Consider the following 20,969-nt stretch of genomic DNA (forward strand, 5'->3'; position numbering starts at 1 on the left):
TATTCATCGTGCACGTGGTAGCGCGAGGTCCTCGGGCAGCAGGTCATAAAGGAGCCGCCCGACGCGTGCGTTATCGACGAGATGACAGCCTCGTTGCAGGCCGATGAAACGAAATCCCAAGCGAGCGAGCAGGCGTTGCGACGGAACATTGCATTCGACTGCCCATGCAGTGATGCATCGCAGTCGATCACGAATAAACGCTTCATGAAGGAGGTGTGTCGCGGCGTTGTAGGCCATATTGACGCAAGTTGGCCGCAACCGGTCGCGGAGGATCCAGAATGTGCCCGTCGCGAAGCGATGCGTGACATCACTGACGGCGACCATACCGCTCGGCACTGCATAGCCAGCTGGACCGAACACACGTATTCGATGCTGTCTGCTATGAACCATTGCTTGCACCGCCAATGCGGGTAGGGTTTGGCGGCCGAGCCCGAAGTCGAACCACCGACCGATGGTCGGCTGAGCGAGCCAGGCGACGATATCGTCGATGTCATTCGGCCCTGGTTTGCGTAACCAGCACGTGGATGACGTTACATGCGTTGCAGCGTTGCCCATCGAGGGCTGAAGCGCGCCATCCGTAGGGGCGTTACCATTCATACGTCTACCTCCCCATTTTCGATCCGCGGTTCCGCGAGCCAGCCGAGCGCTGTGTCGATGCGCAGCAGGAGTTGGGCAACCCAATGGCTGCTCTGGAAGCGGGCTGCCGGCGGGAGACCTTCAACATAGCCGTGCCCACCGCAAAGCTGCACGAATTCACGACTGACGTTGACCGACTCGGCCGCGACGTGTCGCAGTAACTGACGGACTAACGGGACCGGCGCCGACGGGCGAGCCGTCCTTACTGCCTGCAAAAACAGGTGAGTGCCATGGGTGACGATCAGCATGTCGGATAATCGCGCCGCGACGAGCTGGTGGCTTGCTAACGGCTTTCGGAACGCTTGCCGAGTCGTCGCGTAATCGAACGCGAACCGGACGCTATGTTGCATGGCGCCCGTCAAGAGCGCAGCGAGATAGAGGCCGATTTCCGTCATGTACGTTTGCGCGGGAGGAACGCTATCGCTGTCGGCTCGCGCAATCACGGCGAGGGGCGTTTCGGCCGCGGCTTCGTCCGAATGCAATTGCTCCAAAACGAGAGTGCCGAGCGTCGCGATGCCTGTCGATCTCGAAGGTCGCTGATCATGTGGGCGCTCGGTGAGGAGGAGGCGCCGCTTGTCATCTATCCGCATGGCGAGGGTCACAGCGTCGCCCAGTGGACCGAGTTGCCATATTGTTGCGTTGTCGATGCCGGGCACGGACAACGCGATCGCTGTTGTGCCGTCGAAATACGCCTGAACTGGCCGAGCCAGAACTGGACCGAGTGCATTGTGCGTCCGGAGCACCATGAGCGCGGGTGCTGTCAGCGTCAACTCCAACGCACGCTCAAGCGGTCCAGCGGCGAGCGCTTCGACAACAAGTGCCAGGCCGTGACGGTCGATTCCCAGTCCGCCGTGTTCCTCGGGTAAAACCATTGCTCCAAGATCAAGTGTTGCGGCAGCGAGTCTGACGGTTTCTTGCCACGTTGCTACGCTGGGTGAACTGGCAAGCAAAGGCTCCAGTCGGTTGCGCGCGAAGCGTTGGCTCGCGATATAGAGGTTGCGTTGATCATCGGTCAGTGCCCACGGCACCGAAGCGGGCCCTGGCGGGAAGGAGTCGGGGGAGAACATCACAATCCTCCACAAAGGACGAGGGTGGTCAGACGAGCATCTCGATCGCATCAGGGTGGCCGAGAAAGTCCCTGGGGCTGGCCGAGCGTCCATACGCACCCGATTGGAAGACGACCACAAAGTCCCCAATGCGGGCTTCGGGAAGCAGCACGTCATCGGCGATCCGGTCGAGCGGCGTGCACAGGCATCCGACGATGTGGCAACGCTCCGTAGGGATTTGTGTCTGGCGATTCCCGATCGCGACCGGAAAATTGCGGCGCAGGATCTGCCCGAAGTTCCCGGATGCCGCCAGGTGGTGGTGCAGGCCGCCATCAGTGATCAGGAACGTTCGGTCTCGGGAAATCTTGCGATCGATAACGCGGCACACATAGATGCCGGCTTCCCCGACCAAATATCGTCCCAATTCCAAGACTGTGCGGGTGTCCGGTAAGCTGCTGCGGAATACACCGAGCCAATCGTGCATGGCATCGGTGACCGCAGCGAGGTCAAGTGGTGTTTCCCCCGCGAAATAGGGGATGCCGAAACCGCCTCCGAAGTTCACGTATTGCGGCGCGACTGGCAGGCCGCCGGCCAATCTCACGGCGAGATCCGCGCTCTTGCGTTGAGCTTCGATGACGGTCGGGGCGTGTAGACACTGGGATCCCCAGAAAATATGAAAGCCGGCCAGTGCCACTTCCCTTGCATCGAGCTCGCGCAGTAGCTCGGGCACCTGCCCCGCATCGAGCCCAAAAGGGGTGGCCCCCCCACCCATGCGCATGCCGCTGTGATCGACGCGAAAGTCCGGGTTGACTCGAATGGCGACCTTGGGCTGCACGCCGAGCTCCCAGCCGAGCGCAGTCACGAGGTGCAGCTGCGTGGTCGATTCGAGGTGAATGTTGACACCGCTTGCGACGGCGCGACGTAAGTCGTCGCGGCTCTTGCCAGGCCCGGCGAAGCCGATCAGTTCTGCGGGCATGCCGGCATTCAGCGCAAGTGCCATCTCATTGGCCGATGCCACGTCGAACCCATCCATCTGTGGCGCAAGGTGATGGACTACCGCGGGCATCGGGTTCGCCTTAATCGAGTAATGCAGGTCGATACCGGCTGGCAGCATATCGCGCAGCGTGCATACACGCTCGTCGAGCGTTGCGCGATCATAGGCGAAGAACGGCGTACGCCCTGCACGATCGGCCAGGCGATTGATCTCGACGCCGCCGATGGTGAGGACGCCGTTGTGCTCCCCAAACAGCCCGTTCACGACTGCCTCACTTCGGAGGCGGCGTCAGAGCTCGAGAAGGCGGCGCGCAATGCGGCCCGATCGAATTTCCCGTTAGGGTTGCGCGGAACTGTCTCGCGGACCACGATGCGATGCGGCACCATGTAGCGTGGCAAATGCTCCACGCACCAGGCCTGAAGCACTTGAGCATCGAAGCCATTGGCGACCGGCACGACCAACAGGACGATCGCTTCGCCAAGTTCATCGTCAGGAATGCCCAGGGCAACCGCTTCCGTGACAAGGCCACTGTCGTGAACGACTTCTTCGATCTCTTCCGGGCTGATGCGATAACCAGAACTCTTGATCTGGGCGTCGTTGCGCGCGACGAAGTACAGGAATCCTTCTGCATCTCGCCGTACCAGATCACCTGACCAGACAGCACGATCTCGCGGCGCGCCACCGGGTTTCAGCTCGGGTGAAGGTCGATAGCGCTGGGCTGTGCGCGTCGCGTCATTCCAATAACCGAGCGTGACGCAGGCTCCGACATGGACGAGTTCTCCTGTTTCGTCCGGTCCGCAAGGCGAGCCATCATCGCGAACGACCAGAATTCTGGCGTTAGGTACGGCTTTCCCGATGGAATCGGGGCGACGATCGACCTCTGAGGGGTCGAGAAACGTGGAGCGAAATGCCTCGGTCAGGCCATACATTAGATAGGGTTTGGCCTGCGGAAACAATGCCCTGAGTCGCTGCAAGACGGGCGCCGGCAGCTTGCCGCCGGTATTCGCGAAGTAGCGCAGCTTCCGGCGTGCCGTTTCGGGCCAAGCCGCCCGGGCCAGTTGCATCCACAAGGGCGGCACGCCCGTGATCGCCGTAATGCGTTCGCTCGCGCAGGCATCAATGACGTCTTGCGGTGCCAGATAGTTGATGAGCACGGCGGTGGCTCCCGCCGCCCAGGTCGATGTGAGCTGACTCAGGCCAGCATCGAAACTGAGCGGCAGGGCGGCGAGGATTCGATCGGAGGAGACATTGTTCAGATAGTGAGCAACGCTCCAGGCACCTTCGAGCACGTTGCGGTGGCTCAGCATCACGCCTTTCGGCAATCCGGTCGAGCCCGATGTGTAGAGAATGGCGGCCAGATCCGTGTCGACATTGGCCGACGCCGGTGATTGCGGTGGATTGTCACTATCGCATTCCGTGCGATTTCCGCTTGCAGACTCGGGCCAGCATTGAACGTGCGTTGTTGTTCGGAGATGTCGGCTTGCGGAGCCGGCATCGTCCACGATGATTGTGTTGGAAACGCCGATCAAACCATGCTCGTCAAGGACCCGCGCGCGCAGCGCGCTGGTAATCAGGCAATCGGCACCGCAGTCGAGCAGGATGTGAGCGACCTGCTGGGGTTTGAGGAGCGGGTTGATGGGAACGAACACGCATTGCGCGGCAGCGGCACCCAGCATCGACACGACGGTTTCGACGCGTTTGTCCAGATAGATCGCAATGCGCGCGCCGGCCATCAATCCAAGCGCGTCGAGCGCATTGCCCATGCCTTGCGCGCGGCGAACTAGGTCCTGATAGGTTACTCGGGCGGAACCGCAGACAAGAGCTTCCGCGTCAGGTGTGCGGTTTGCAGCGGCTTGCACGAGGTCGAGGACGTTTCTCATGACGGTATCCGGATTGATTGTCGAGCGTTGAAAGGAAATCGATGGGCTGATCAGTGGCGGACCACCATCGCACCAAAGCACCCTGCCAGACCACATGAGAACAGCAGCGAGCAACCGCCCGGTTCCCGGTTCGAACATGTCTGGAAGTTAATGAAGGGATCGGCGCCAAAGACGTGGCCGATCGGAGCGAAGTTCGCCGTGAAGAGCCGATCGCGAGGGATGGCTAGCATTGCCATTAGCCTGGACCAGCCCGGAAGATTGGCGTGGTGAGGCAGTACGTGGCTAATCTCGCGTGTCGTGATGCCCGCGTGCTGAATGGCGGCACGCATGGTCGTGAACGCTGACCAGTAGTATCGATCGTCGGGAACCGGCTGCAGATCCTCGTCCGTACCGCGGAAGGATCGTCCGTCTGTATACAAGTGCAAGCCCGCGATGGCATTTCGGTGGCCACCTCGTTCGAGCAGCAGCGCACAGGCACCGTCGCTATGGAGCGCAAGATCCTGGATTGCCCGCAGCCGGTCGCAGTGGGAACCGATCACGTCGGCGCAGACCACAATCGCTCGCCGGATGGTGAGTTGTCGCGAGGCGAGCGCCTGCAACACACGGATCGCGGCCATTGGTGAGACGCAGTGCTGTTGCGTGACTGAAAATGCCAGTGCACGGTTCAGATTCATTTGGGACTGGATCTGTTGCGTAGTACTCGCGGGCGGTGCGATAACGCTGGTCTGAATCGTGTGCGTGTACACGAACGCATCGATCGTTTCGGGTGCTGTTCTGGTGTTGCGCAACAGGGACGATATAGCGTCGACGGCAAGTGTCACGGGCGATTCGCCAGCTGCGTCGTGGAACTGCATGACGCCGTTTTCGATCAGTGCACGCGCACGAGTCGACGGCTGACCACAGCGCTCCGCCCAGCAATGCGCATCCACAGTCCGATCTGGCAGGCTGAACGCGATGCCAGATAGAGAAAGGGAGCTGGCTTGTTGCGACGCAATCATGATCCACCTCGACGAAATTCAAGGAGAACGCAACCGGCCTGCCCTTGGAAGCCGGCGGACCAAACGAGGGCATGTTGTCCCTCGTTAGGGTTGATCGATTGCAGCAGCGCGTCGAGTCGCGCGGGCGTGTCGGCTGCGCAGAAATGGCCGGGCGCGTCCATGCATATGCGGCAGGCACGTTCGGGCCGCAATCCACAGCGCGTGTGGATTTCGTGAGCCAGATGAGTGTCGACTGGCGCAGGAAGTACCCAGTCGACATTGCCAGGTTGAAAACCCGCGCTTGCACACGTCTCGCCAATGACATCCGTGAGGGTCGATGTGAAGATGAGTTCGCGCTCGCTTGCGAGAGGTGGGATTACGGGCGTCCGTACCGTGAGCCCGCTTATCCGCCATCCGGGGCCGGGGTGTCTCGCGATCAGTACGGCAGCGGCCCCATCGCCCATGTCGATCTGCGCACCTATCCGACGTGGGAATGGCCGGCGCCAGCGCTCCGCGGCGACAATCACGACGGTATTCAGTCGGATGTCAGCGGCCATCATCGCCACGGCAATCTCCAACGCCATCAGGAACGACACGCCTTGAAGCTGGCCGACCGCCAGCGGTGCTCGGCTTGATCCAAGTTCGCTGTGGAGACGGCAGGCGCACGACAATGCCAGATCATGTTCGAAGCTCGTTGTGCATACGATGATTTGATCGAGTGTGAGCGCGACGACCTGAGATGACGACTCAAGCAGCGTTCGCACAGTGGCAAGTGCCATGTCGGACAATGTCTGGTCGGATTCCGCAGCGACCCGGTTTTCAGTAGCCCGTGATGCTTGCGGCAACGGAATACCGGCCACGCCGAATGGGGCACCACTGTCGCGCCACCGCAGCGTATCGGCATACACTGCTTGCATCACGTCCTCTCGTGCGGACCCACCGGAAACCATGAATGGTTCGGAATGTGCATCGGCCGGGACATCGTGCTGTGGGATATATCGCGCCGTGGCGACAATGCGCGGTTCGGTGCCAGTGAAGTTAGTCGAAGGACGCATGGGATTCGACGAAAGAGACGAGATTGCCGAAGCGCAGGAACAGATCGGCGGATAGATCCTCGGGGGCCAGCGTGAAACCGAAGCGCTGTTCGAGTTGCAGCAGCAAGTCCGTCATATTCATCGAATCCACACCGACATCGAAGAGGTTGGTGTCGTCTACGATGAGATCGGTGCTCAGGGTGCTGCCAAGTACCGATAGCAAGCAAGCTTTCACTGTCTCGGACACGCTGGCGGAGCTGGGGGAAACGGGATGGGTTGCCATGAACGATCTCCAGTGCGAAGTTTCGGATGGGTTCAGGATGGGTGTGCTTCTGTAGAGCGGTGCGGCGCGGGAGAGATGACCTCCCAGGGAAGAAAAGCCGAGCGGAGTGTGGAGCGAGCAATCATGAGTCGCTGCAGGTCCCCGGTACCTTCCATGATGTCGAAGGCCTTTGCATCGCGATAGCTTTGCTCAAGCGACGGAAAGGCAGCGATACCATCAAGGCCGGCGAGTTCGATTGCAACTCGGGTGATGCGGGCGGCTACTTGTGACGCGTACGCCTTGGCCATTGACGCGTCCTCCGAAGTGGCCGTTCCTTGATCTGTTTTCCACGTCGCGTGTCGGCAGAGCAACTGGGCTGTTGTGATTTGCCGATCGATATCGAGCAGAGCGTCGTTAACGTCGGCAGTGCGATGGCGTTGATTCACAGGATGTCCGCCTGCGTCGAAGTAGGCCGCGAGATCGTCGCGTACTCGTTGACATGCGCCGACCATGACCGCGGAAAGTAGGGGGCGGAAGTAGTCCCATGCGTGTTGTGCGCCCGAAAACGCGTCGTTGAGAGGCTTTTCGTCACCGCGTCTGAGAAGTGCGTCGTCGGGTACTTCGCAGTCGTTGTAGGAGAGAACCGCGAGTTGACTGGCGCGCAGCCCCGCCATTTGCTCGACGCGATCGACGGAGAAGCCCGGGGTATTGCGATCGACATGGAACGCTCGAACACCGAAGCGACCAGCGTGCCGATTGATGGTGGCGAACGTGATGACATCGTCCGCGCGTGCGCCATTGGTGATGAAGCACTTGGTGCCGTTCAGCACCCAGCCGCGCGCCGTCTTGCGAGCGATGGTCCGCATTGCGGTCGCATCCGAGCCGCAGTCGGGTTCCGTAATGGCGAACGCACCCCAGCGCGGGGTGTCGCTGCGAAATCGTTCGAAGAAGCAGGTCTGTTGCTCGCCGCTGCCGAGTGCGAGGACGGGCGGCATTGCGAGGCCGGGGCCGGGCAGCGCGAGCGCGAGTGCCGCGTCGGCGTACCCGAGATATTCCATCAGTGTGGAGCGCGACATCAGGGATTGCACGTCCACGCAACCTCCATACGCGGCCGGAACGAGATTCAAGTTCAGCACAGGAACGTCCGAGGGTGCACAAACTGCATCTGGAATCTGTCGTGTCCGGTCGGCTTCCGGGCCGTGCAAACGCATGCGTGCAGCAAGTTGATCCAGATCTAGCCCGTCGGCCGAGAGGGTGGCCCGGATGGTCGCAAGCGCGGATTGCATCTGAGACGACTTCACCGACTGTGACATGAGGGATTTCTCCTGATGGCAACCGACATCGAGTGACCGACATGCAGGGAAGCGATGGGTACTCGGCGTATGGTGTTCGGATTGCAGCGTAGGTCCTGGTCACTATCCCGGCTACTCCTAACCTTGGGAGGGAGGCTTGCATGGAACCGGAAATTTGTCCGTATCGGGCGCGGATGCCCGATAATGGCGCCGGAATACAGCAGTGAATGGCCAACGACGGACGTGACCGATATGGCAGGGCGAAAACCGACAACCGAAAAGAAGATGTCGCCGGCGCAGCCGGATAAACGAGGCTCGCGTGCAATCAAGCGCGGCGACCAAGTGGCCGAGCAGATCAAGCGTTGGATTAACGACGGGCAGGCACGGCCAGGAAAGCGCTTGAACAAGGAGGCCGAGCTACAGCAAATGTTCAACGTCAGCCGCGGCTCGATGCGCGATGCGCTCAAGGCACTGGAGATACAAGGACTCGTGAGCCTGAGTACCGGGCCGGATGGCGGGGCGACGATTACGCGCGTGCCACTGGCCCGAGCATTCCAGTCGCTGCAGAACTATCTGTTTTTCGAGAGCGTCACGCTCGAGGACATTTATGCGGTACGCCGCACGCTGGAACCCATGGTGGCGGCGGGTGCGGTTCCCCATCTGAGCGACGCGGACTTCGATGCGCTCGAGCGCAGTGTGTCCGTCTGCGAGCCGTTCGAGGCACGTCACGCCGAGGCGCTCGACCAGCGACACGAGGATATCCATTTCCACGATGTACTGGCTGCCGCGCATCCGAATGCGTTCCTGCGCAGCCTGTGCCAGATCATCAATCAGATGCTGCACACGCTCGTGATCGTGGCGGGAAACGTGACACAGCAGGACTATCAGGCATTCGGGCGGCACACGGTTGCCGCGCACCGCGCGATACTGGACGCCGCGCGACGCCGAGATGCCGACGCGGTCGCGCAACTCATGACGGCGCACATGGACGAAGCGCATTCGCAGTTGCGCACAGTGCACGCTGCCCTGCAGCAGAAACTGGTGCTGGACTCCGAATTGGATCTTGGCGACCGCGGCGAGTCATGATGGGCAGTGAATTTTGACATTCACTACGAGCGTCGGTTCGACGACGCGGCAGTGACATCATCGATTGCCCGCCCCTACAGCGCGCTGTCGATTCGATGAGTTTGGATGTGCGCGGACGTTGCGGCTCTTTCCGCCAATCAGCGTCCGCATGACGCATCAGCTTAAGTTCGCTACGATCGAGGCGTAATCCGCTTGGGCGACTCAGATCATCCGCCCCCCGCCGGCGACGGAAGCCGACAGAGCGCGCGTCATCTTAGCAAATGGCGCTCTTCCCAATGCGAGCTCAAGCTCATGGCTGACCCAAAGGACCAATGCATCAGAGTGACGGCCTCCGACGATCTGTACGCCAATGGGTAGTTGGTCGTCCGTTAAGCCTGCGTAAAGACTCGCCGCGGGCAAGCCGAGTTGATTACACCACGCAGTGAAATGTGGAAACAGCTCATTGGTCGACGCTACCTCGGCGAGCGGCATGGCGACACGCGGGTACACAGGGCAGATCAGGATATCGTGTCGCTCGAAAAAGGCATTGACTGCCGCACCTAGGTCGCCGCGTTCGATCAACGCGCCAAGCAATGTTTCGCGCGACACGTCCTCTCCTTCACGAGCATATGCCTGTAGCGTCGGATCCAGATCATCGATGCCACTTGGCAGGCCGGACGTGAGCTGTCGGCAAAACGCGCGCCAGAGGGTCGCATGGACGGCGTTGCATCGACCGATGCTGGGCGGGTCGGCAGCATCAACTCGGGCGCCTAATTCGCGGAGGGTGATTGCGGCACGCATCACGGCGGCATGGATTCCAGGTTCAACCGCAATCGGTAGCCCGAGCGTTGGGCTACAGGCAATACGGATACCGTCGGGGACAGGCCGACATTGCAGACCGCGTGCGTAGTCACCACCATCGAACGGTAGGGCGTACCAGTCACGGCTGTCTGGCAGGCTGATCACGGTCAGGATGCGCGCCGCATCTTCGACGCAGCGCGTCATAGGGCCGACATGGCTGAGCAAACCGAACGGGCCGCGTGGCGCATGAGGCACGCGCCCGAAGCTTGGTTTGAACCCGAACGTTCCGGTGAATGCCGCGGGAATACGAATGGAACCCCCGCCGTCGGTCCCGATCGCTGCGGAGCCCATCCCGAGCGCAACTGCTGCTGCTGCACCACCGCTGCTGCCGCCGGGCGTACGCGTGAGATCCCACGGATTGCGTGTAGTACCGGTAAGAGGGCTATCTGTGACTATTTTGTGTGCAAAGTCGGGTAGCGTGGTCTTGGCAAAGCAGATTGCACCCGCTTCTCGCAGTCTTGCAACGCAGGGACTGTCCGAATGCGACGCTTCTGACCCGGTAACGCGAGAGCCGAACCGAGTTGCGACGCCCGCGATGGAAACGTTGTCCTTGATGGTGATCGGTATGCCGTCAAGCGGCCCCAGGGATATGCCGCGTCGCCATCGAGCTTCGGAGGCCTCTGCCATGCTGAGCGCTGTGTCGGTAATTTTGCAGACCGCATTGACCGCCGGGTCGAGCGACTGGATGCGATCGAGCACGTCACGCATGACGTCGACCGGCGAGACTTCACCGTTTTCGTAGAGCGCGCTGAGCTCGTGGGCCGTTAGCTCGCAAAGGTTGTTCGTCATCTCGCCTCCAATTAATTATAATAAATTGAAGGTAGGTGCGATGATGGTGTATGTCAAGGCCACCATGCGGCTGGTATTTGTAGGGTAAACGCGATGATGACGGCCGTTGACAGCTGATTATTAGGCTCGTAGATTAGTGATAATAAATATGCCGAAGAACGGTGTCGCCGCTCGAGAGCGGCCTGTATGGTCTAGCGCTTCCAGCTCGCGCGATGGCGAAGTCAGATATGTCCCCGAGCGTGCGCCACCACGGCTGATAGTGCGGTGTTGGCGGGTAGGGCTACGGCAAGTGTTGCGACCGGGGAAGAGCTCCGCTGAGATGGGGAGCCGAAACAGAACAGATCAACGAAGACTGATGCGGTCCTCGGCGCCTTTGATGATTTGCGACAGCGGCGTGTCGAGTGCCGCAGCCAGAACGAGCAGGGCCTCGAGTCCGGCAACCGTCTCAGCGCGTTCGATGAGTGAGACGGTGTTGGGATGGACGTTTGCGCGAACAGCGAGCCCGACCTGTGTCAGCTTTTTTCTTTTGCGACGGCTGCGTATCTCGTTGCCGAGCGCTTTGATGAACGATTCTGTGGTCATGCCAACTCGATTTGATTAGGCAAATCGAGTATCGGGGAGCATTCGCTCCGAAATTCACAATATATTGTGAATTCGATTTGTTTTGTCCTAGCATTCACAATATATTGTGAATTTTGGGGGGTGTCGGTCAAGCGCTGGGCCGGTGGATGGAGGGGGTGTTTGAGTCAGGGGACGTCGACCCCGCTAGGGTGACGTGTCACGTTGAGATCGCACGTGCCCCTTTGATTGGTATGAGCTTGTGAGGGATATATGGTAGGAATACTTAATATATTGAGTTACGTCTGCATCTTGATGCTGATTGCTTTGGGGCTAGCCATTGTTTTCGGCCTGATGGACATCGTGAACCTTGCACACGCGGAATGGGTGACGATCGGGGCCTACACGTTGGCAGTGGCGCAATCGTTGGGCGGGCCGCATGCGTTCTGGCTCGCGGTGTTTGTCGCGCCGGCGGTTGGCGCGGTGCTCGGGTGGTTCCTTGAGCGCCTCGTGATCCGACTGCTCTACGACCGTCCGCTTGACACATTGCTCGCGACGTACGCGATCAGCTTGATTGTCCAGAAAGCCCTCGAACTGATTTTCGGCACACATCCGATGTTGGTGTACGCGCCCGTAGATGGGGCGATTCCCGTGCCGGGGGGCAGCTATCCGGCGTATCGACTCTTCGTGATTGGCGTTGCAGCGGTGGTGACGACCGGTTGCTGGCTGCTATTCGCCTATACGCGCTTCGGAATTCAGCTGCGTGCTGTAATCCAACACCCCGCGATGGCGGAGGCCGTCGGTATCGACACGCGACGGCTGAACCGGCTGGCGTTCTGTGGCGGTGCCGCACTCGCATCGCTGGCCGGTGTACTTGTCGCGCCGATGATATCGGTGGAGTCCCATCTTGGCGTCGCCTATCTGGCCAAGGCGTTCTTCGTAATCGTGTTGGGCGGTATCGGTTCGATCGCCGGCAGTCTTCTGGGCAGCGCCTTCGTCGGCACGGCTGAAACGCTGCTCAGCTATCGCGTGGATCCGTCGCTCGCCTCGGCGATCGTGCTGATTCTGTCCATCGTTCTGATCCGTTTTCGGCCACAAGGGCTGTTGCCCGGTTTCAGCGCCGCCCATCAGCTCCACGGTAAAGGTTGAATCATGCTCCGACAACTTCTTTCGCATACGCGCCGCTGGCTGTTTCAACCGGCGCTCGGTATCGAAGACATCTCTCCGATGACAATCGGCGCCGCGATTGTTGCTGCCGCATTGATCTTGCCGTATTGCCTGGGGAGCTACCAGCTTTCGACCGTGCGGGATGCGCTGATCATGGGACTGCTGGCGCTGAGCTACGACGTGTTGTGGGGCAGGGCTGGTGTGCTCACGCTCGGACACACGACCTTCTTCGGACTCGGCGCGTACGGTTTCGCAATCGCCACCGTGCAATATGGACAGACGTCCGCCGTTGGAGTGATCGTGGGGCTGATCTGTGCCATGGTCGTCGCGGCCGTGTTGGGCTATTTCCTGTTGTTCGCCGGTGTGCGGTTGCACTTTTTCGCCATTATCAGCATGGCCGTGCTGATTGTCGTCCAGCAACTGGCGACAAGCTGGCAGTCGGTCACGGGCGGTGACACGGGCCTCCTCGGCATTCCGGGATTGTCCGTCTCACCGGTCGGGCAGACGCTCGATTTGAGCGGGGCGCGCGGGTCCTGGTACACGGTCGTGATCGTGCTTGCCATGTTGCTCGTCGCGACCTGGTTCGTATGCCGCAGCCGGTACGGCAAAGTGCTGACCGCGATCGCGACGAACGAATGGCGCGCAAAGGCGTGCGGCTATCACACGTCCGGGCACCTTTTGCTGGTGTTCGTCGCATCGGCCGGACTTGCCGCTATTGCAGGAACGTTGATGGCCGCCTGTTCGGGGGTAGTGGCGCCCGATGTGTTCTCGCCGGTGCTGGCTACCGAAGTCATTCTATGGGTGGCGATCGGCGGTAAAGGCACGCTCGGTGGTCCGGTACTCGCCGCCGTCGGGTTGACGCTGCTTAAGCAAACGGTATCGAGCGCAACGACAGACGGATGGCCGCTGCTGCTCGGCGCATTGTTCCTCTGCTGCGTGCTGTTCCTGCCCAACGGCGTACGACTCGATGGTTTGATTGCCGGGACACGTCGGATCGATCGAATTCGACGGGGACGTAGCCCCTTACGTCGTGCCGAACGCGTGGAAGGAGGCCGGTAATGGATACGCCGCTGATAAAGGGTGAAGGGTTGCAGCGCGCGTTCGGTGGCATTCACGCGGTCGACAACGTCGATGTGTCGATTGGCTCACACGACCTGCTGTGCGTGATTGGCCCGAACGGCGCTGGCAAGAGCACTTTGGTCGGGCTTTTGTCCGGTGCGATCGCGCCAGGGGCCGGAGAGTTGTATCTCGCCGGTGAGCGTATGACGGGTCGGCCGATGCACCGATTCTGCCGACGCGGCGTGGTTCGCAAGTTCCAAGGCACGAACACATTTCTTTCAATGAGCGTGCGCGAGAACCTCGTCGTCGCGGGCCTCGGTGTTGCCTCGTACCGGGACACGCCGATGCCGGACCCGGACGCCATTCTGGACGAGATCGGACTGTCGGACCAAGCCAACTTGTGTGCGATGACCCTGCCGCATGGTGAACGCCAGTGGCTGGAGATCGGTATGGCGATGATGTGCCAACCCGCGTTGCTCTTGCTCGATGAACCGGCCGCTGGCCTCTCGGTCGCCGATGCGCAGCGGCTCGTATGCCTGATTCACCGTCTGCGCGAGCGCTGCGCGGTACTCGCGATCGAGCACGACCTGAGCTTTGTCGAGGCGCTGCAGTGCGAGACCTGGGTCATGCACCGCGGCCGGATCGTCCGACGGGGCTCCTATGCGGACATCGCGCGCGATGAAGAAATCCGACGCATCTATCTCGGTCAGGGAGCGGCTCATGCTACACATTGAGAATCTGTCTGCCGGGTATGGCGACGTAGCAGTGCTGCATCAACTCGACCTCGACGTCGGGCCAAACGAAGTTGTCGGGGTACTCGGCTGTAATGGCGTGGGCAAGACGACCCTGGTCAAAGCGATCATGGGCTTGCTGCCACGCGTGACAGGTGACGTGCGGTTTCAGGGGCAATCCATCAACGGCTTGTGCACCCATGCGATCGCTCGACGCGGCATCGGACTGGTTCCTCAGGGGCGCTGGATTTTCCCCAAACTGACCGTGCGCGAAAACCTCATGATGGGCACGCAGGCTGTGGGTGGTGGGGCGATTCTCGACGAGGTGTTCGAGTATTTCCCCATTCTCAAGTCCCGACTCTCGCAGCATGGAGGCACGCTGTCCGGCGGTGAGCAACAGGTCCTCGCGATTGCCCGCGCGCTGTGCGGTCGGCCGAAACTGCTGTTGCTGGACGAACCGTCCGACGGTGTGCAGCCGAATCTGGTCGAGCTGATCGGCGAGGTCATCCCAACGTTGTGCCGCCGATCGCAGCTCGCGGTGCTGCTCGTCGAGCAGAACCTCGATCTCGTGCTGCGCAGCGCGCAGCGCTGCATCGTGCTCAAGAATGGACGAGTTGCCCATGCCGGCCGCATCGAGACACGAAGCGGTTCGGCGGGGGCTCATCCGTTGGCGCGATACCTGTCGCCGGCCGCCGAGTCTGACACGTCTTCAATTTCTTCACCACATTCGACGCATTCCCACCTGGACCTCACCCGATGAAGACTACGATGAATCGTCGCGCCTTTACCCGAACCGCCTTATTCAGTGCCGTCGGCGCACTCACCACTTCTGCTATGCCGTCGTTGGTACGGGCCACCACGTCGCTCAAGATCGGCTTGCTCGCGCCATTGAGCGGTCCGCTCACCCGCGTGGGCGAGACCAACCGCAACTGTGCGCAGTTGGCTGTCGACGAAATCAACGCCGCCGGGGGATTGCTGGGACGCCCGTTGCAACTGAGCGTCGAGGATACGCAGATGTCCACCGCCGTGACGCTGCAGAAGGCCCGGCAACTGTTGATGCGCGATGAGGTCGCGGTCCTGGCCGGCATGGTGCTACCGTCCGAGCGCGAAGCTGCGTTGCAGGCCGCCAAGTCCGCTGGGCGGCTCGTGATCTACCCGAACTTCGACGAGGGGCGCTGCGATCCGAATCTGTTCACTACGGGCCTGACTGTCAACCAGCGCGTCGATCCACTGATCGATTGGCTGATGCGCAAGGGTGGTCGCACGGTCTGCGCGGTGGTCTCGGACATCGGCAGCAACCGCAAGGTGCTGGTGCCCGCGCTGCAGGCAGCGGTGAAGCGTTACAGCGGGCAGTTTCTCAACGTGTATTGGTTGCCGTTCGGCACACGCGATTATGGTGCGGTGTTGCAGCAGATCGCAAGCCAGCGCCCACAGATCGTCTGGCACAGCATCGGCGACGATCCGGTCACCTTCGTTAAGCAGTACCGCTCGTTCGGCATGAAACCGCAACTGGTAACTGACATTGCGCATGAGTCGCTGTCGATCGCGACCACGGGCGCGTCGACCGGGATCGTTGGCGTTTCCTCGTATTTCATGAGCGTCGAGAACCCGGAGAACCGGGACTTTCTCGCGCGTTACACAGCGCATGAAGCTGGCCCAAACGACCCTCGGTTAGGGCAGTTGGCCGTGGTGTTACCGCACGGCGAGTGCACGTATGCCGGACTTCGCCTGTTTGCAGCGGCTGTCAAGGTGGCCGGCAGCGTCGACGTCACCCGCGTGAAAGCCGCGCTGTCGGGGGTTTCGTTGAATTTGCCGCGTGGCAAGGCGGGCGTGAGCCAGGACGGCGACCATGTGTTATGCCAAACCCGTATCGGCAGGGCGCTGTCGGACAACGGTTTCGCGGTGTTGGACTCGGCCGGACCAATTCCACCGCAGTGCGCGGGATAGGCATGAGGTAATTAAACACGTTCCAATCTCTCTCAATTACTTAGGAATACACATGAATGACGTACTGGGAATGAATGTCGAGCAGCTCATGGTCGGCTACCGGCGCCGCTCGTTCTCGCCTGTCGAGGTTATTTGCGCGGTTCTGGACCAGGTCGCGCTCGTCAATCCCCTTGTCAACGGCGTGTGCAGCCTCGACGAGGCCAGCGTGCTGGCCGCCGCGTACGAATCGGAGCAACGCTGGATGCGCGGGGAACCATGTGGATTGCTGGATGGCGTGCCGGTCTCGGTCAAGGACCTCGTCGCCGTGCGCGGACTGCCTACCCGATATGGATCACTCACGTCACCCAGCGCGCCGGAGGCCGATGATGCACCCGCGGTCGCGCGACTGCGACAGGCCGGCGCACTGCTGTTCGGCAAAACCACGACCTCAGAGTTTGGCAACAAGATCGTCACGGACAGCCCGCTCACTGGCATTACCCGTAACCCGTGGGATCGGCGTCTCACGTCCGGCGGGAGCAGCGGCGGATCAGCTGTAGCGGTTGCGCTCGGCATGGGACCGTTGTCGCTGGCCACCGATGGCGGTGGGTCGATCCGCGTCCCAGCATGCTGGAGCGGAGTGGTCGGAATGAAACCGTCGTTCAACCGGGTGCCAGCTGGCGCGGCGGTGAGTTGGACTCACCTGTCGACGCTCGGTCCAATCGCGCGTTGCGTAAGCGACGCGGCGCTGATGCTGACCGTGATGTCCCGCCAGAGCGATGCTCGAAGACCGGCTCCTGCTTGTTCCGATCTGCGTATCGGTCTGGATGATGGCATCGCCGGATTGCGCATTGCCTATTGCCCGGCGCCTGCGGGTGTGCAGGTTGAGCCTGACATCACCGTGAGTGTCCGTCAGGCGGTGGGCCTGTTCGAAGCGCTCGGGGCACAGGTCGAGGAAACGGATGTGAAGCCGCTGGACGGCTATCTGGAGAGTCGCATGCACGCAATCCAGTGGGCGGTCTTCTTTGCACAAAGGGCCCGGCAGCTTCCTCCCTCTGCGCGGCCGCAGCTCGATCCGGATGTGTCTGCGTTGGCTGAAGCGGGCGATAGCGTCCCCACTTCGACCTTCGTCGATGCGCTTCAGGCGCGCCACGCGCTCACGGTCGCGATGGCCGCGTTCTTTGAAGACTACGACTTACTGCTCACGCCGACATTCCATTGTGCCCCACCGCTCGCGGAGGGGCGCCCCGAGCACTCGCGTATGGCGCCGCCGTTGACATCGTGGTGCAACCAAACTGGGTTGCCGGCGGCGAGCGTGCCGTGTGGTTTGCCTGGTGGGTTGCCGACGGGCCTACAGATCATCGGGCCGTCGGGCGGCGATGCGCTGGTGCTGCGCGCGGCACGGGCGTACGAGTGCGCACGTGGTCCGTTTCCGGCTCCGCCAGAAGCAATGCAAGGCCAGACTGAGGTCGTAGAGGTGCGGATATGAATCCGCCCATCACCAAAATCGTCGTTTACCTCCTCGAGCGGCGTGCCGAACTGCAAATACAGGTCGATCCGCCGCATCGGCAAGTCGTGGCGGCGGCGGTTCTGCGGCTGGACGAATGGCGCGCGGACGCGCCGCTCGCGGCGCTCGAGCCGCTCTATGAACTGGGCGCTGAGCTTGGCACGTTGCTGACCGGACGGGCGCGATGGGCGCTGGATGTCGCGCCGTCGGCAATTCAGGCCTACGGCAAGGCCGCGCTCGTGGGCAGCGCGGTACCGCTCGAATGTGCGGCGGCGCTCTTGCATCCCCGTATGGGAAGGGCCATGCGCGAGAGCTTGCCAGGCGCCACGTCGTTGATTCCGTCGGTGACCAAACGTGCCGCGCCAGGCGCATGTGTGGACATTCCGCTCCACGGCAGCACCGACATGTGGAGCTTTGACCACTTTGACACGGTCTCGCTGACGCTCGCCGATGCGCCAGCGCCGAACGAGATCGTGGTGGCGATCGCGCTGGCCGATAGCGGTCGGCCGCTCGCGCGTGTGCGACCGGACTGAACAGTGTCGATGTCAAGACGGCACGACACGAACAAACAATCACAAAGACGAAGGAGACATCATGCAGTTAAGGAAATTTCGGGGTAACGCAGGGAAGTGGGCAGTGGTGTTAGGCATGTCAACTTGTGCGGGGATCGCACATGCGCAATCATCGGTCTCGCTCTATGGGCTGGCCGACGCATTCATTGGCGAAGTGCATCCTGCTGGTGCAGCCGGCAACGCGTGGCAAGTCGGCTCTGGCGGGATGACGACTTCGTATTGGGGGATGTCCGGTACGGAGGATCTGGGCGGGGGGATGAAGGCCGTCTTCACGCTCGAGAGCTTTTATCGTATCAACGGCGGTCAGGCCGGTTCGTTTCCCGGACAGTCATTTTTTGGGCGAAATGCCTTCGTTGGTCTGAGCGGTCATTTCGGAGAGTTGACGCTGGGGCGCAATACCGCGCCACTGTTCGTGTCGACGCTGCTGTTCAATCCGTTCGGCAATTCGTTCGTGTTCTCGCCGATTGTCGTACATAGCTTCCTTGGCTCGGCCATGGGTGCTGCGTCTCTCCAGAGCGACACGGCGATCGACAATTCGCTCCTTTATCAGACTCCCGAGGTTGCCGGTCTCTCCGGAAGCCTGCTGTACAGCAACGCTGGCGTTGCCGGCCATGCCGGGCAGGCCAACTACAGCGCGAACGTGTTGTACTTTGCCGGTCCCTTTTCCGCGACGGCCGCCGTGCAGAGTTTGCACACGGCATCGCTGTTTCTCAACGGTGCCACTTCTCAGACTGCATGGATGGTCGGTGGCGCGTATCGGTTGCGTTTGGTCAAGCTGTTCGCCCAGTACGAGCGCGTGGACAACAACAATCACGTCACGGACGATACGGTGCAGTTTGGCGCAAGCGTTCGGATAGGGTTAGGAAGCGTACTGATGTCGTGGGCGGGAACGCGGCGGCGACCGTCGGTTGGAGATCATCTCCGTTGGTCGACGCTCGCGCTCGGCTACGACTACCCGTTGTCGAAGCGGACCGATGTGTATGCAGCTTGGCGTTATGACACGATCACGGGTGTGTCGACTGGCAATAGTGTAGGCGCCGGGATGCGGGTCAAGTTCTAAGTTGCGCCGCTTCGTTGCAGCAGAACGCGGCCGGGCCGGTATCCAACTTCGGCTGCGTTGCGCACGCATCGATTCGACAGAGCACGGTTCGCTCTGCCTCGACGTGAGGCTGGCGGTATCATGTCCCAACATCATCACGAACACTTCATGGCTCATGGTTTTGCCGATAGTCCGACGCGCGGGACGCAAGCCGCTTACCAAAGGCGACCTTCTGCCGTTGCCGACCGCGAAGGTCCGAGCGCTTTCCCTCGAAAATCATATGGCGCTGGCCGCTGTAAGGGCTGGTCACGGGGGAGAAGAGCAAATCAGTTGTCTGCTACGGGTCGTCTATCTCGCATTCTATATGCGCAATGAGACGGGAGCGGGGGCGGATTTGAACCTGTACCGGCAAGCCGAGGCCGCCTTGGAGGCCTGCATTGCACGTGCGGAGCAGGGCGCTGCCTGGTTGTTGCTCGATCGCGAGCAGTCCACGATCGAGCAGATGTTAGTCGTCCATGACGAGCAGTTGGCGGCGGTATCGATGCACAGGTACTGCACCGCTTGGGAAGACCTTCAGCGATTCATGACCGGACAGATCCGGTCGCCCATTCCGACGTCGGGCGCGGCGCCGTGAAGCCAAACAGCTTACCGTAAGCGCATCCTGAGATCATCCTTTCAGCCGCCGCGTGACCAATACCACATCGGTCACTGTGGAAAGGTCGTATCGAAACGCGATGGCGTTGCTAGGCTTCGCTGCGACGGATCACGAGCATGTCGCGTGCAATCTCTGGAGAGACACCATTTTTAACCGACGGAATGTCCCGTCGGTACGACGGGTTTGGTATCTGATCATCCTTGCTGCTTGAATGCCTTTCAGTTCCGGCCATGTTCGTGCCGGATATGGAGGGCTAATCATGTCTTGGAATGATGATGGAACGCGAACGATCTTGCGCCGCCGACAAGTCGAGCGGTGCACGGGCCTATCGAGGTCGACAATCTATAAGCGCATGCGAGACGGAACGTTTCCACCCGCCATTCCGCTTGGTGGGCGAATGGTAGGGTGGCGGGCGACCGATATCGAACAATTCCTGGCCGATCCGTCGCGATATCGAGCATCCCAGGCGCACGAGACGGAAGACAGGGGAGATGGCGGTGAAGCACGATGAGCAATCGCCGTCACTCGATGAGCGTCTTCGCAATTGGGGGCAGTCGAATCGCGGCGCGTACGATCCCGGCGATGCCGAACGTGTAACCCGGGCGTGGCGAACGCTGCAGCCACGACATCGGGAGGTTCTGCGGATGGTCTACCTCTGGCATGCGAGTCGGGAGGTCGTGTGTCGACGACTGAAGATTGTTCGCCATCCACGTCATCTGTTCGATTTCGAACTCCGTGCTGCGCGGTCCGCGCTTGCCCGCGCCCTTGAGGAAGGCAAGTTCACACAGTAGCGTTCGCGGAATGAATGTTCGGCGAGTTCAGTTGCATAGGCGCTCATGCAGCGCGAAGCGCAGGCGCATCGCGATGGTGAGTCGTGGACAAGATCACGTTCTTGCCGAACAAAAAATAAATATAGGAACAG

21 protein-coding genes are annotated in these 20,969 nt (G+C 61.1%); 11 read left to right on the plus strand and 10 right to left on the minus strand.

Annotated elements, in window-relative coordinates; all coding sequences use genetic code 11:
* Nucleotides 1-3: 3 nt before the first annotated feature.
* The 8 genes from U4012_RS16870 to U4012_RS16905 all read right to left on the minus strand — a co-directional run bounded on the left by U4012_RS16870 (nucleotide 4) and on the right by U4012_RS16905 (nucleotide 8,142).
* Entirely contained in the window at nucleotides 4-597 is a 594-nt protein-coding gene (locus U4012_RS16870; RefSeq protein ID WP_301855700.1) for a GNAT family N-acetyltransferase, read from the minus strand.
* Nucleotides 594-1,703, minus strand: a complete 1,110-nt coding sequence (locus U4012_RS16875; RefSeq protein ID WP_321800078.1) for an acyl-CoA dehydrogenase family protein — start codon at nucleotides 1,701-1,703, stop codon at nucleotides 594-596. The genes U4012_RS16870 and U4012_RS16875 overlap by 4 nt, the downstream gene beginning before the upstream one ends.
* Before the next feature lie 28 nt (nucleotides 1,704-1,731).
* Nucleotides 1,732-2,940, minus strand: coding sequence for a pyridoxal-dependent decarboxylase, exosortase A system-associated (locus U4012_RS16880; RefSeq protein WP_321800081.1), 1,209 nt, complete (start codon nucleotides 2,938-2,940; stop codon nucleotides 1,732-1,734).
* Complete coding sequence (locus U4012_RS16885) at nucleotides 2,937-4,556, minus strand: acyl-CoA ligase (AMP-forming), exosortase A system-associated (RefSeq protein ID WP_321800083.1); 1,620 nt, start codon at nucleotides 4,554-4,556, stop codon at nucleotides 2,937-2,939. Before U4012_RS16885 ends, U4012_RS16880 begins: the two co-directional genes overlap by 4 nt.
* A 50-nt stretch (nucleotides 4,557-4,606) precedes the next feature.
* On the minus strand, nucleotides 4,607-5,554 hold the full coding sequence (locus U4012_RS16890; RefSeq protein ID WP_321800084.1) for a 3-oxoacyl-[acyl-carrier-protein] synthase III C-terminal domain-containing protein: 948 nt from the start codon (nucleotides 5,552-5,554) through the stop codon (nucleotides 4,607-4,609).
* Entirely contained in the window at nucleotides 5,551-6,450 is a 900-nt protein-coding gene (locus tag U4012_RS16895) for a 3-oxoacyl-[acyl-carrier-protein] synthase III C-terminal domain-containing protein (protein WP_321800085.1), read from the minus strand. Before U4012_RS16895 ends, U4012_RS16890 begins: the two co-directional genes overlap by 4 nt.
* 121 nt (nucleotides 6,451-6,571) lie before the next feature.
* Nucleotides 6,572-6,850, minus strand: a complete 279-nt coding sequence (locus U4012_RS16900; protein WP_043177519.1) for an acyl carrier protein — start codon at nucleotides 6,848-6,850, stop codon at nucleotides 6,572-6,574.
* A gap of 32 nt (nucleotides 6,851-6,882) precedes the next feature.
* Nucleotides 6,883-8,142, minus strand: coding sequence for an acyl-CoA dehydrogenase family protein (locus U4012_RS16905; protein WP_321800086.1), 1,260 nt, complete (start codon nucleotides 8,140-8,142; stop codon nucleotides 6,883-6,885).
* A gap of 231 nt (nucleotides 8,143-8,373) precedes the next feature.
* Between U4012_RS16905 and U4012_RS16910 the strand changes: the two genes are divergently transcribed.
* On the plus strand, nucleotides 8,374-9,207 hold the full coding sequence (locus tag U4012_RS16910; protein ID WP_043177517.1) for a FadR/GntR family transcriptional regulator: 834 nt from the start codon (nucleotides 8,374-8,376) through the stop codon (nucleotides 9,205-9,207).
* 201 nt (nucleotides 9,208-9,408) lie between these two features.
* On the opposite strand, the gene U4012_RS16915 is transcribed toward U4012_RS16910, so the two are convergent.
* On the minus strand, nucleotides 9,409-10,836 hold the full coding sequence (locus U4012_RS16915; RefSeq protein WP_321800088.1) for an amidase family protein: 1,428 nt from the start codon (nucleotides 10,834-10,836) through the stop codon (nucleotides 9,409-9,411).
* A 342-nt stretch (nucleotides 10,837-11,178) separates the two neighbouring features.
* The gene (locus tag U4012_RS16920; protein ID WP_321800089.1) at nucleotides 11,179-11,418 is read right to left on the minus strand and encodes a helix-turn-helix transcriptional regulator; all 240 of its coding nucleotides are present in this window, start codon (nucleotides 11,416-11,418) and stop codon (nucleotides 11,179-11,181) included.
* A gap of 249 nt (nucleotides 11,419-11,667) precedes the next feature.
* On the opposite strand from U4012_RS16920, the gene U4012_RS16925 reads away from it, so the two are divergent.
* The 10 genes from U4012_RS16925 (at nucleotide 11,668) to U4012_RS16970 (ending at nucleotide 20,558) form a co-directional block, all read left to right on the plus strand.
* Complete coding sequence (locus tag U4012_RS16925) at nucleotides 11,668-12,543, plus strand: ABC transporter permease subunit (RefSeq protein WP_321800091.1); 876 nt, start codon at nucleotides 11,668-11,670, stop codon at nucleotides 12,541-12,543.
* A gap of 3 nt (nucleotides 12,544-12,546) precedes the next feature.
* Nucleotides 12,547-13,620 carry a branched-chain amino acid ABC transporter permease gene (locus tag U4012_RS16930; RefSeq protein ID WP_321800093.1) on the plus strand — a complete coding sequence of 358 codons (1,074 nt, stop codon included), beginning with the start codon at nucleotides 12,547-12,549 and terminating at the stop codon, nucleotides 13,618-13,620.
* Nucleotides 13,620-14,354, plus strand: coding sequence for an ABC transporter ATP-binding protein (locus U4012_RS16935; protein WP_321800095.1), 735 nt, complete (start codon nucleotides 13,620-13,622; stop codon nucleotides 14,352-14,354). The genes U4012_RS16930 and U4012_RS16935 overlap by 1 nt, the downstream gene beginning before the upstream one ends.
* A complete protein-coding gene (locus tag U4012_RS16940) occupies nucleotides 14,341-15,111 on the plus strand; it encodes an ABC transporter ATP-binding protein (protein WP_321800177.1) in 771 nt (256 codons plus the stop codon). Before U4012_RS16935 ends, U4012_RS16940 begins: the two co-directional genes overlap by 14 nt.
* Nucleotides 15,112-15,119: 8 nt before the next feature.
* A complete protein-coding gene (locus tag U4012_RS16945; protein ID WP_321800179.1) occupies nucleotides 15,120-16,298 on the plus strand; it encodes an ABC transporter substrate-binding protein in 1,179 nt (392 codons plus the stop codon).
* Between the two features lie 52 nt (nucleotides 16,299-16,350).
* A complete protein-coding gene (locus tag U4012_RS16950; protein ID WP_321800097.1) occupies nucleotides 16,351-17,763 on the plus strand; it encodes an amidase family protein in 1,413 nt (470 codons plus the stop codon).
* On the plus strand, nucleotides 17,760-18,314 hold the full coding sequence (locus U4012_RS16955; RefSeq protein ID WP_321800099.1) for an amino acid synthesis family protein: 555 nt from the start codon (nucleotides 17,760-17,762) through the stop codon (nucleotides 18,312-18,314). Before U4012_RS16950 ends, U4012_RS16955 begins: the two co-directional genes overlap by 4 nt.
* Nucleotides 18,315-18,429: 115 nt before the next feature.
* The gene (locus U4012_RS16960; RefSeq protein ID WP_321800101.1) at nucleotides 18,430-19,413 is read left to right on the plus strand and encodes a porin; all 984 of its coding nucleotides are present in this window, start codon (nucleotides 18,430-18,432) and stop codon (nucleotides 19,411-19,413) included.
* 154 nt (nucleotides 19,414-19,567) lie between these two features.
* On the plus strand, nucleotides 19,568-20,026 hold the full coding sequence (locus U4012_RS16965) for a hypothetical protein (protein ID WP_124570587.1): 459 nt from the start codon (nucleotides 19,568-19,570) through the stop codon (nucleotides 20,024-20,026).
* Nucleotides 20,027-20,306: 280 nt separating this feature from the next.
* Nucleotides 20,307-20,558 (plus strand): helix-turn-helix transcriptional regulator, encoded by a 252-nt coding sequence (locus tag U4012_RS16970; protein WP_081052594.1) that lies wholly within the window; start codon nucleotides 20,307-20,309, stop codon nucleotides 20,556-20,558.
* Nucleotides 20,559-20,969: the final 411 nt, after the last annotated feature.

Source organism: Burkholderia sp. BCC1988 (genome assembly GCF_905339895.1).
Lineage (GTDB): Bacteria > Pseudomonadota > Gammaproteobacteria > Burkholderiales > Burkholderiaceae > Burkholderia.

Coding starts and splice junctions, on each gene's coding strand:
- U4012_RS16870 (WP_301855700.1), bottom strand. CDS start 597: ATGAATGGTAACGCCCCTACGGATGGCGCGCTTCAGCCCTCGATGGGC.
- U4012_RS16875 (WP_321800078.1), bottom strand. CDS start 1,703: ATGTTCTCCCCCGACTCCTTCCCGCCAGGGCCCGCTTCGGTGCCGTGG.
- U4012_RS16885 (WP_321800083.1), bottom strand. CDS start 4,556: ATGAGAAACGTCCTCGACCTCGTGCAAGCCGCTGCAAACCGCACACCT.
- U4012_RS16890 (WP_321800084.1), bottom strand. CDS start 5,554: ATGATTGCGTCGCAACAAGCCAGCTCCCTTTCTCTATCTGGCATCGCG.
- U4012_RS16895 (WP_321800085.1), bottom strand. CDS start 6,450: ATGCAAGCAGTGTATGCCGATACGCTGCGGTGGCGCGACAGTGGTGCC.
- U4012_RS16900 (WP_043177519.1), bottom strand. CDS start 6,850: ATGGCAACCCATCCCGTTTCCCCCAGCTCCGCCAGCGTGTCCGAGACA.
- U4012_RS16905 (WP_321800086.1), bottom strand. CDS start 8,142: ATGTCACAGTCGGTGAAGTCGTCTCAGATGCAATCCGCGCTTGCGACC.
- U4012_RS16910 (WP_043177517.1), top strand. CDS start 8,374: ATGGCAGGGCGAAAACCGACAACCGAAAAGAAGATGTCGCCGGCGCAG.
- U4012_RS16915 (WP_321800088.1), bottom strand. CDS start 10,836: ATGACGAACAACCTTTGCGAGCTAACGGCCCACGAGCTCAGCGCGCTC.
- U4012_RS16920 (WP_321800089.1), bottom strand. CDS start 11,418: ATGACCACAGAATCGTTCATCAAAGCGCTCGGCAACGAGATACGCAGC.
- U4012_RS16925 (WP_321800091.1), top strand. CDS start 11,668: ATGGTAGGAATACTTAATATATTGAGTTACGTCTGCATCTTGATGCTG.
- U4012_RS16930 (WP_321800093.1), top strand. CDS start 12,547: ATGCTCCGACAACTTCTTTCGCATACGCGCCGCTGGCTGTTTCAACCG.
- U4012_RS16935 (WP_321800095.1), top strand. CDS start 13,620: ATGGATACGCCGCTGATAAAGGGTGAAGGGTTGCAGCGCGCGTTCGGT.
- U4012_RS16940 (WP_321800177.1), top strand. CDS start 14,341: ATGCTACACATTGAGAATCTGTCTGCCGGGTATGGCGACGTAGCAGTG.
- U4012_RS16945 (WP_321800179.1), top strand. CDS start 15,120: ATGAATCGTCGCGCCTTTACCCGAACCGCCTTATTCAGTGCCGTCGGC.
- U4012_RS16950 (WP_321800097.1), top strand. CDS start 16,351: ATGAATGACGTACTGGGAATGAATGTCGAGCAGCTCATGGTCGGCTAC.
- U4012_RS16955 (WP_321800099.1), top strand. CDS start 17,760: ATGAATCCGCCCATCACCAAAATCGTCGTTTACCTCCTCGAGCGGCGT.
- U4012_RS16960 (WP_321800101.1), top strand. CDS start 18,430: ATGTCAACTTGTGCGGGGATCGCACATGCGCAATCATCGGTCTCGCTC.
- U4012_RS16965 (WP_124570587.1), top strand. CDS start 19,568: ATGGTTTTGCCGATAGTCCGACGCGCGGGACGCAAGCCGCTTACCAAA.
- U4012_RS16970 (WP_081052594.1), top strand. CDS start 20,307: ATGTCTTGGAATGATGATGGAACGCGAACGATCTTGCGCCGCCGACAA.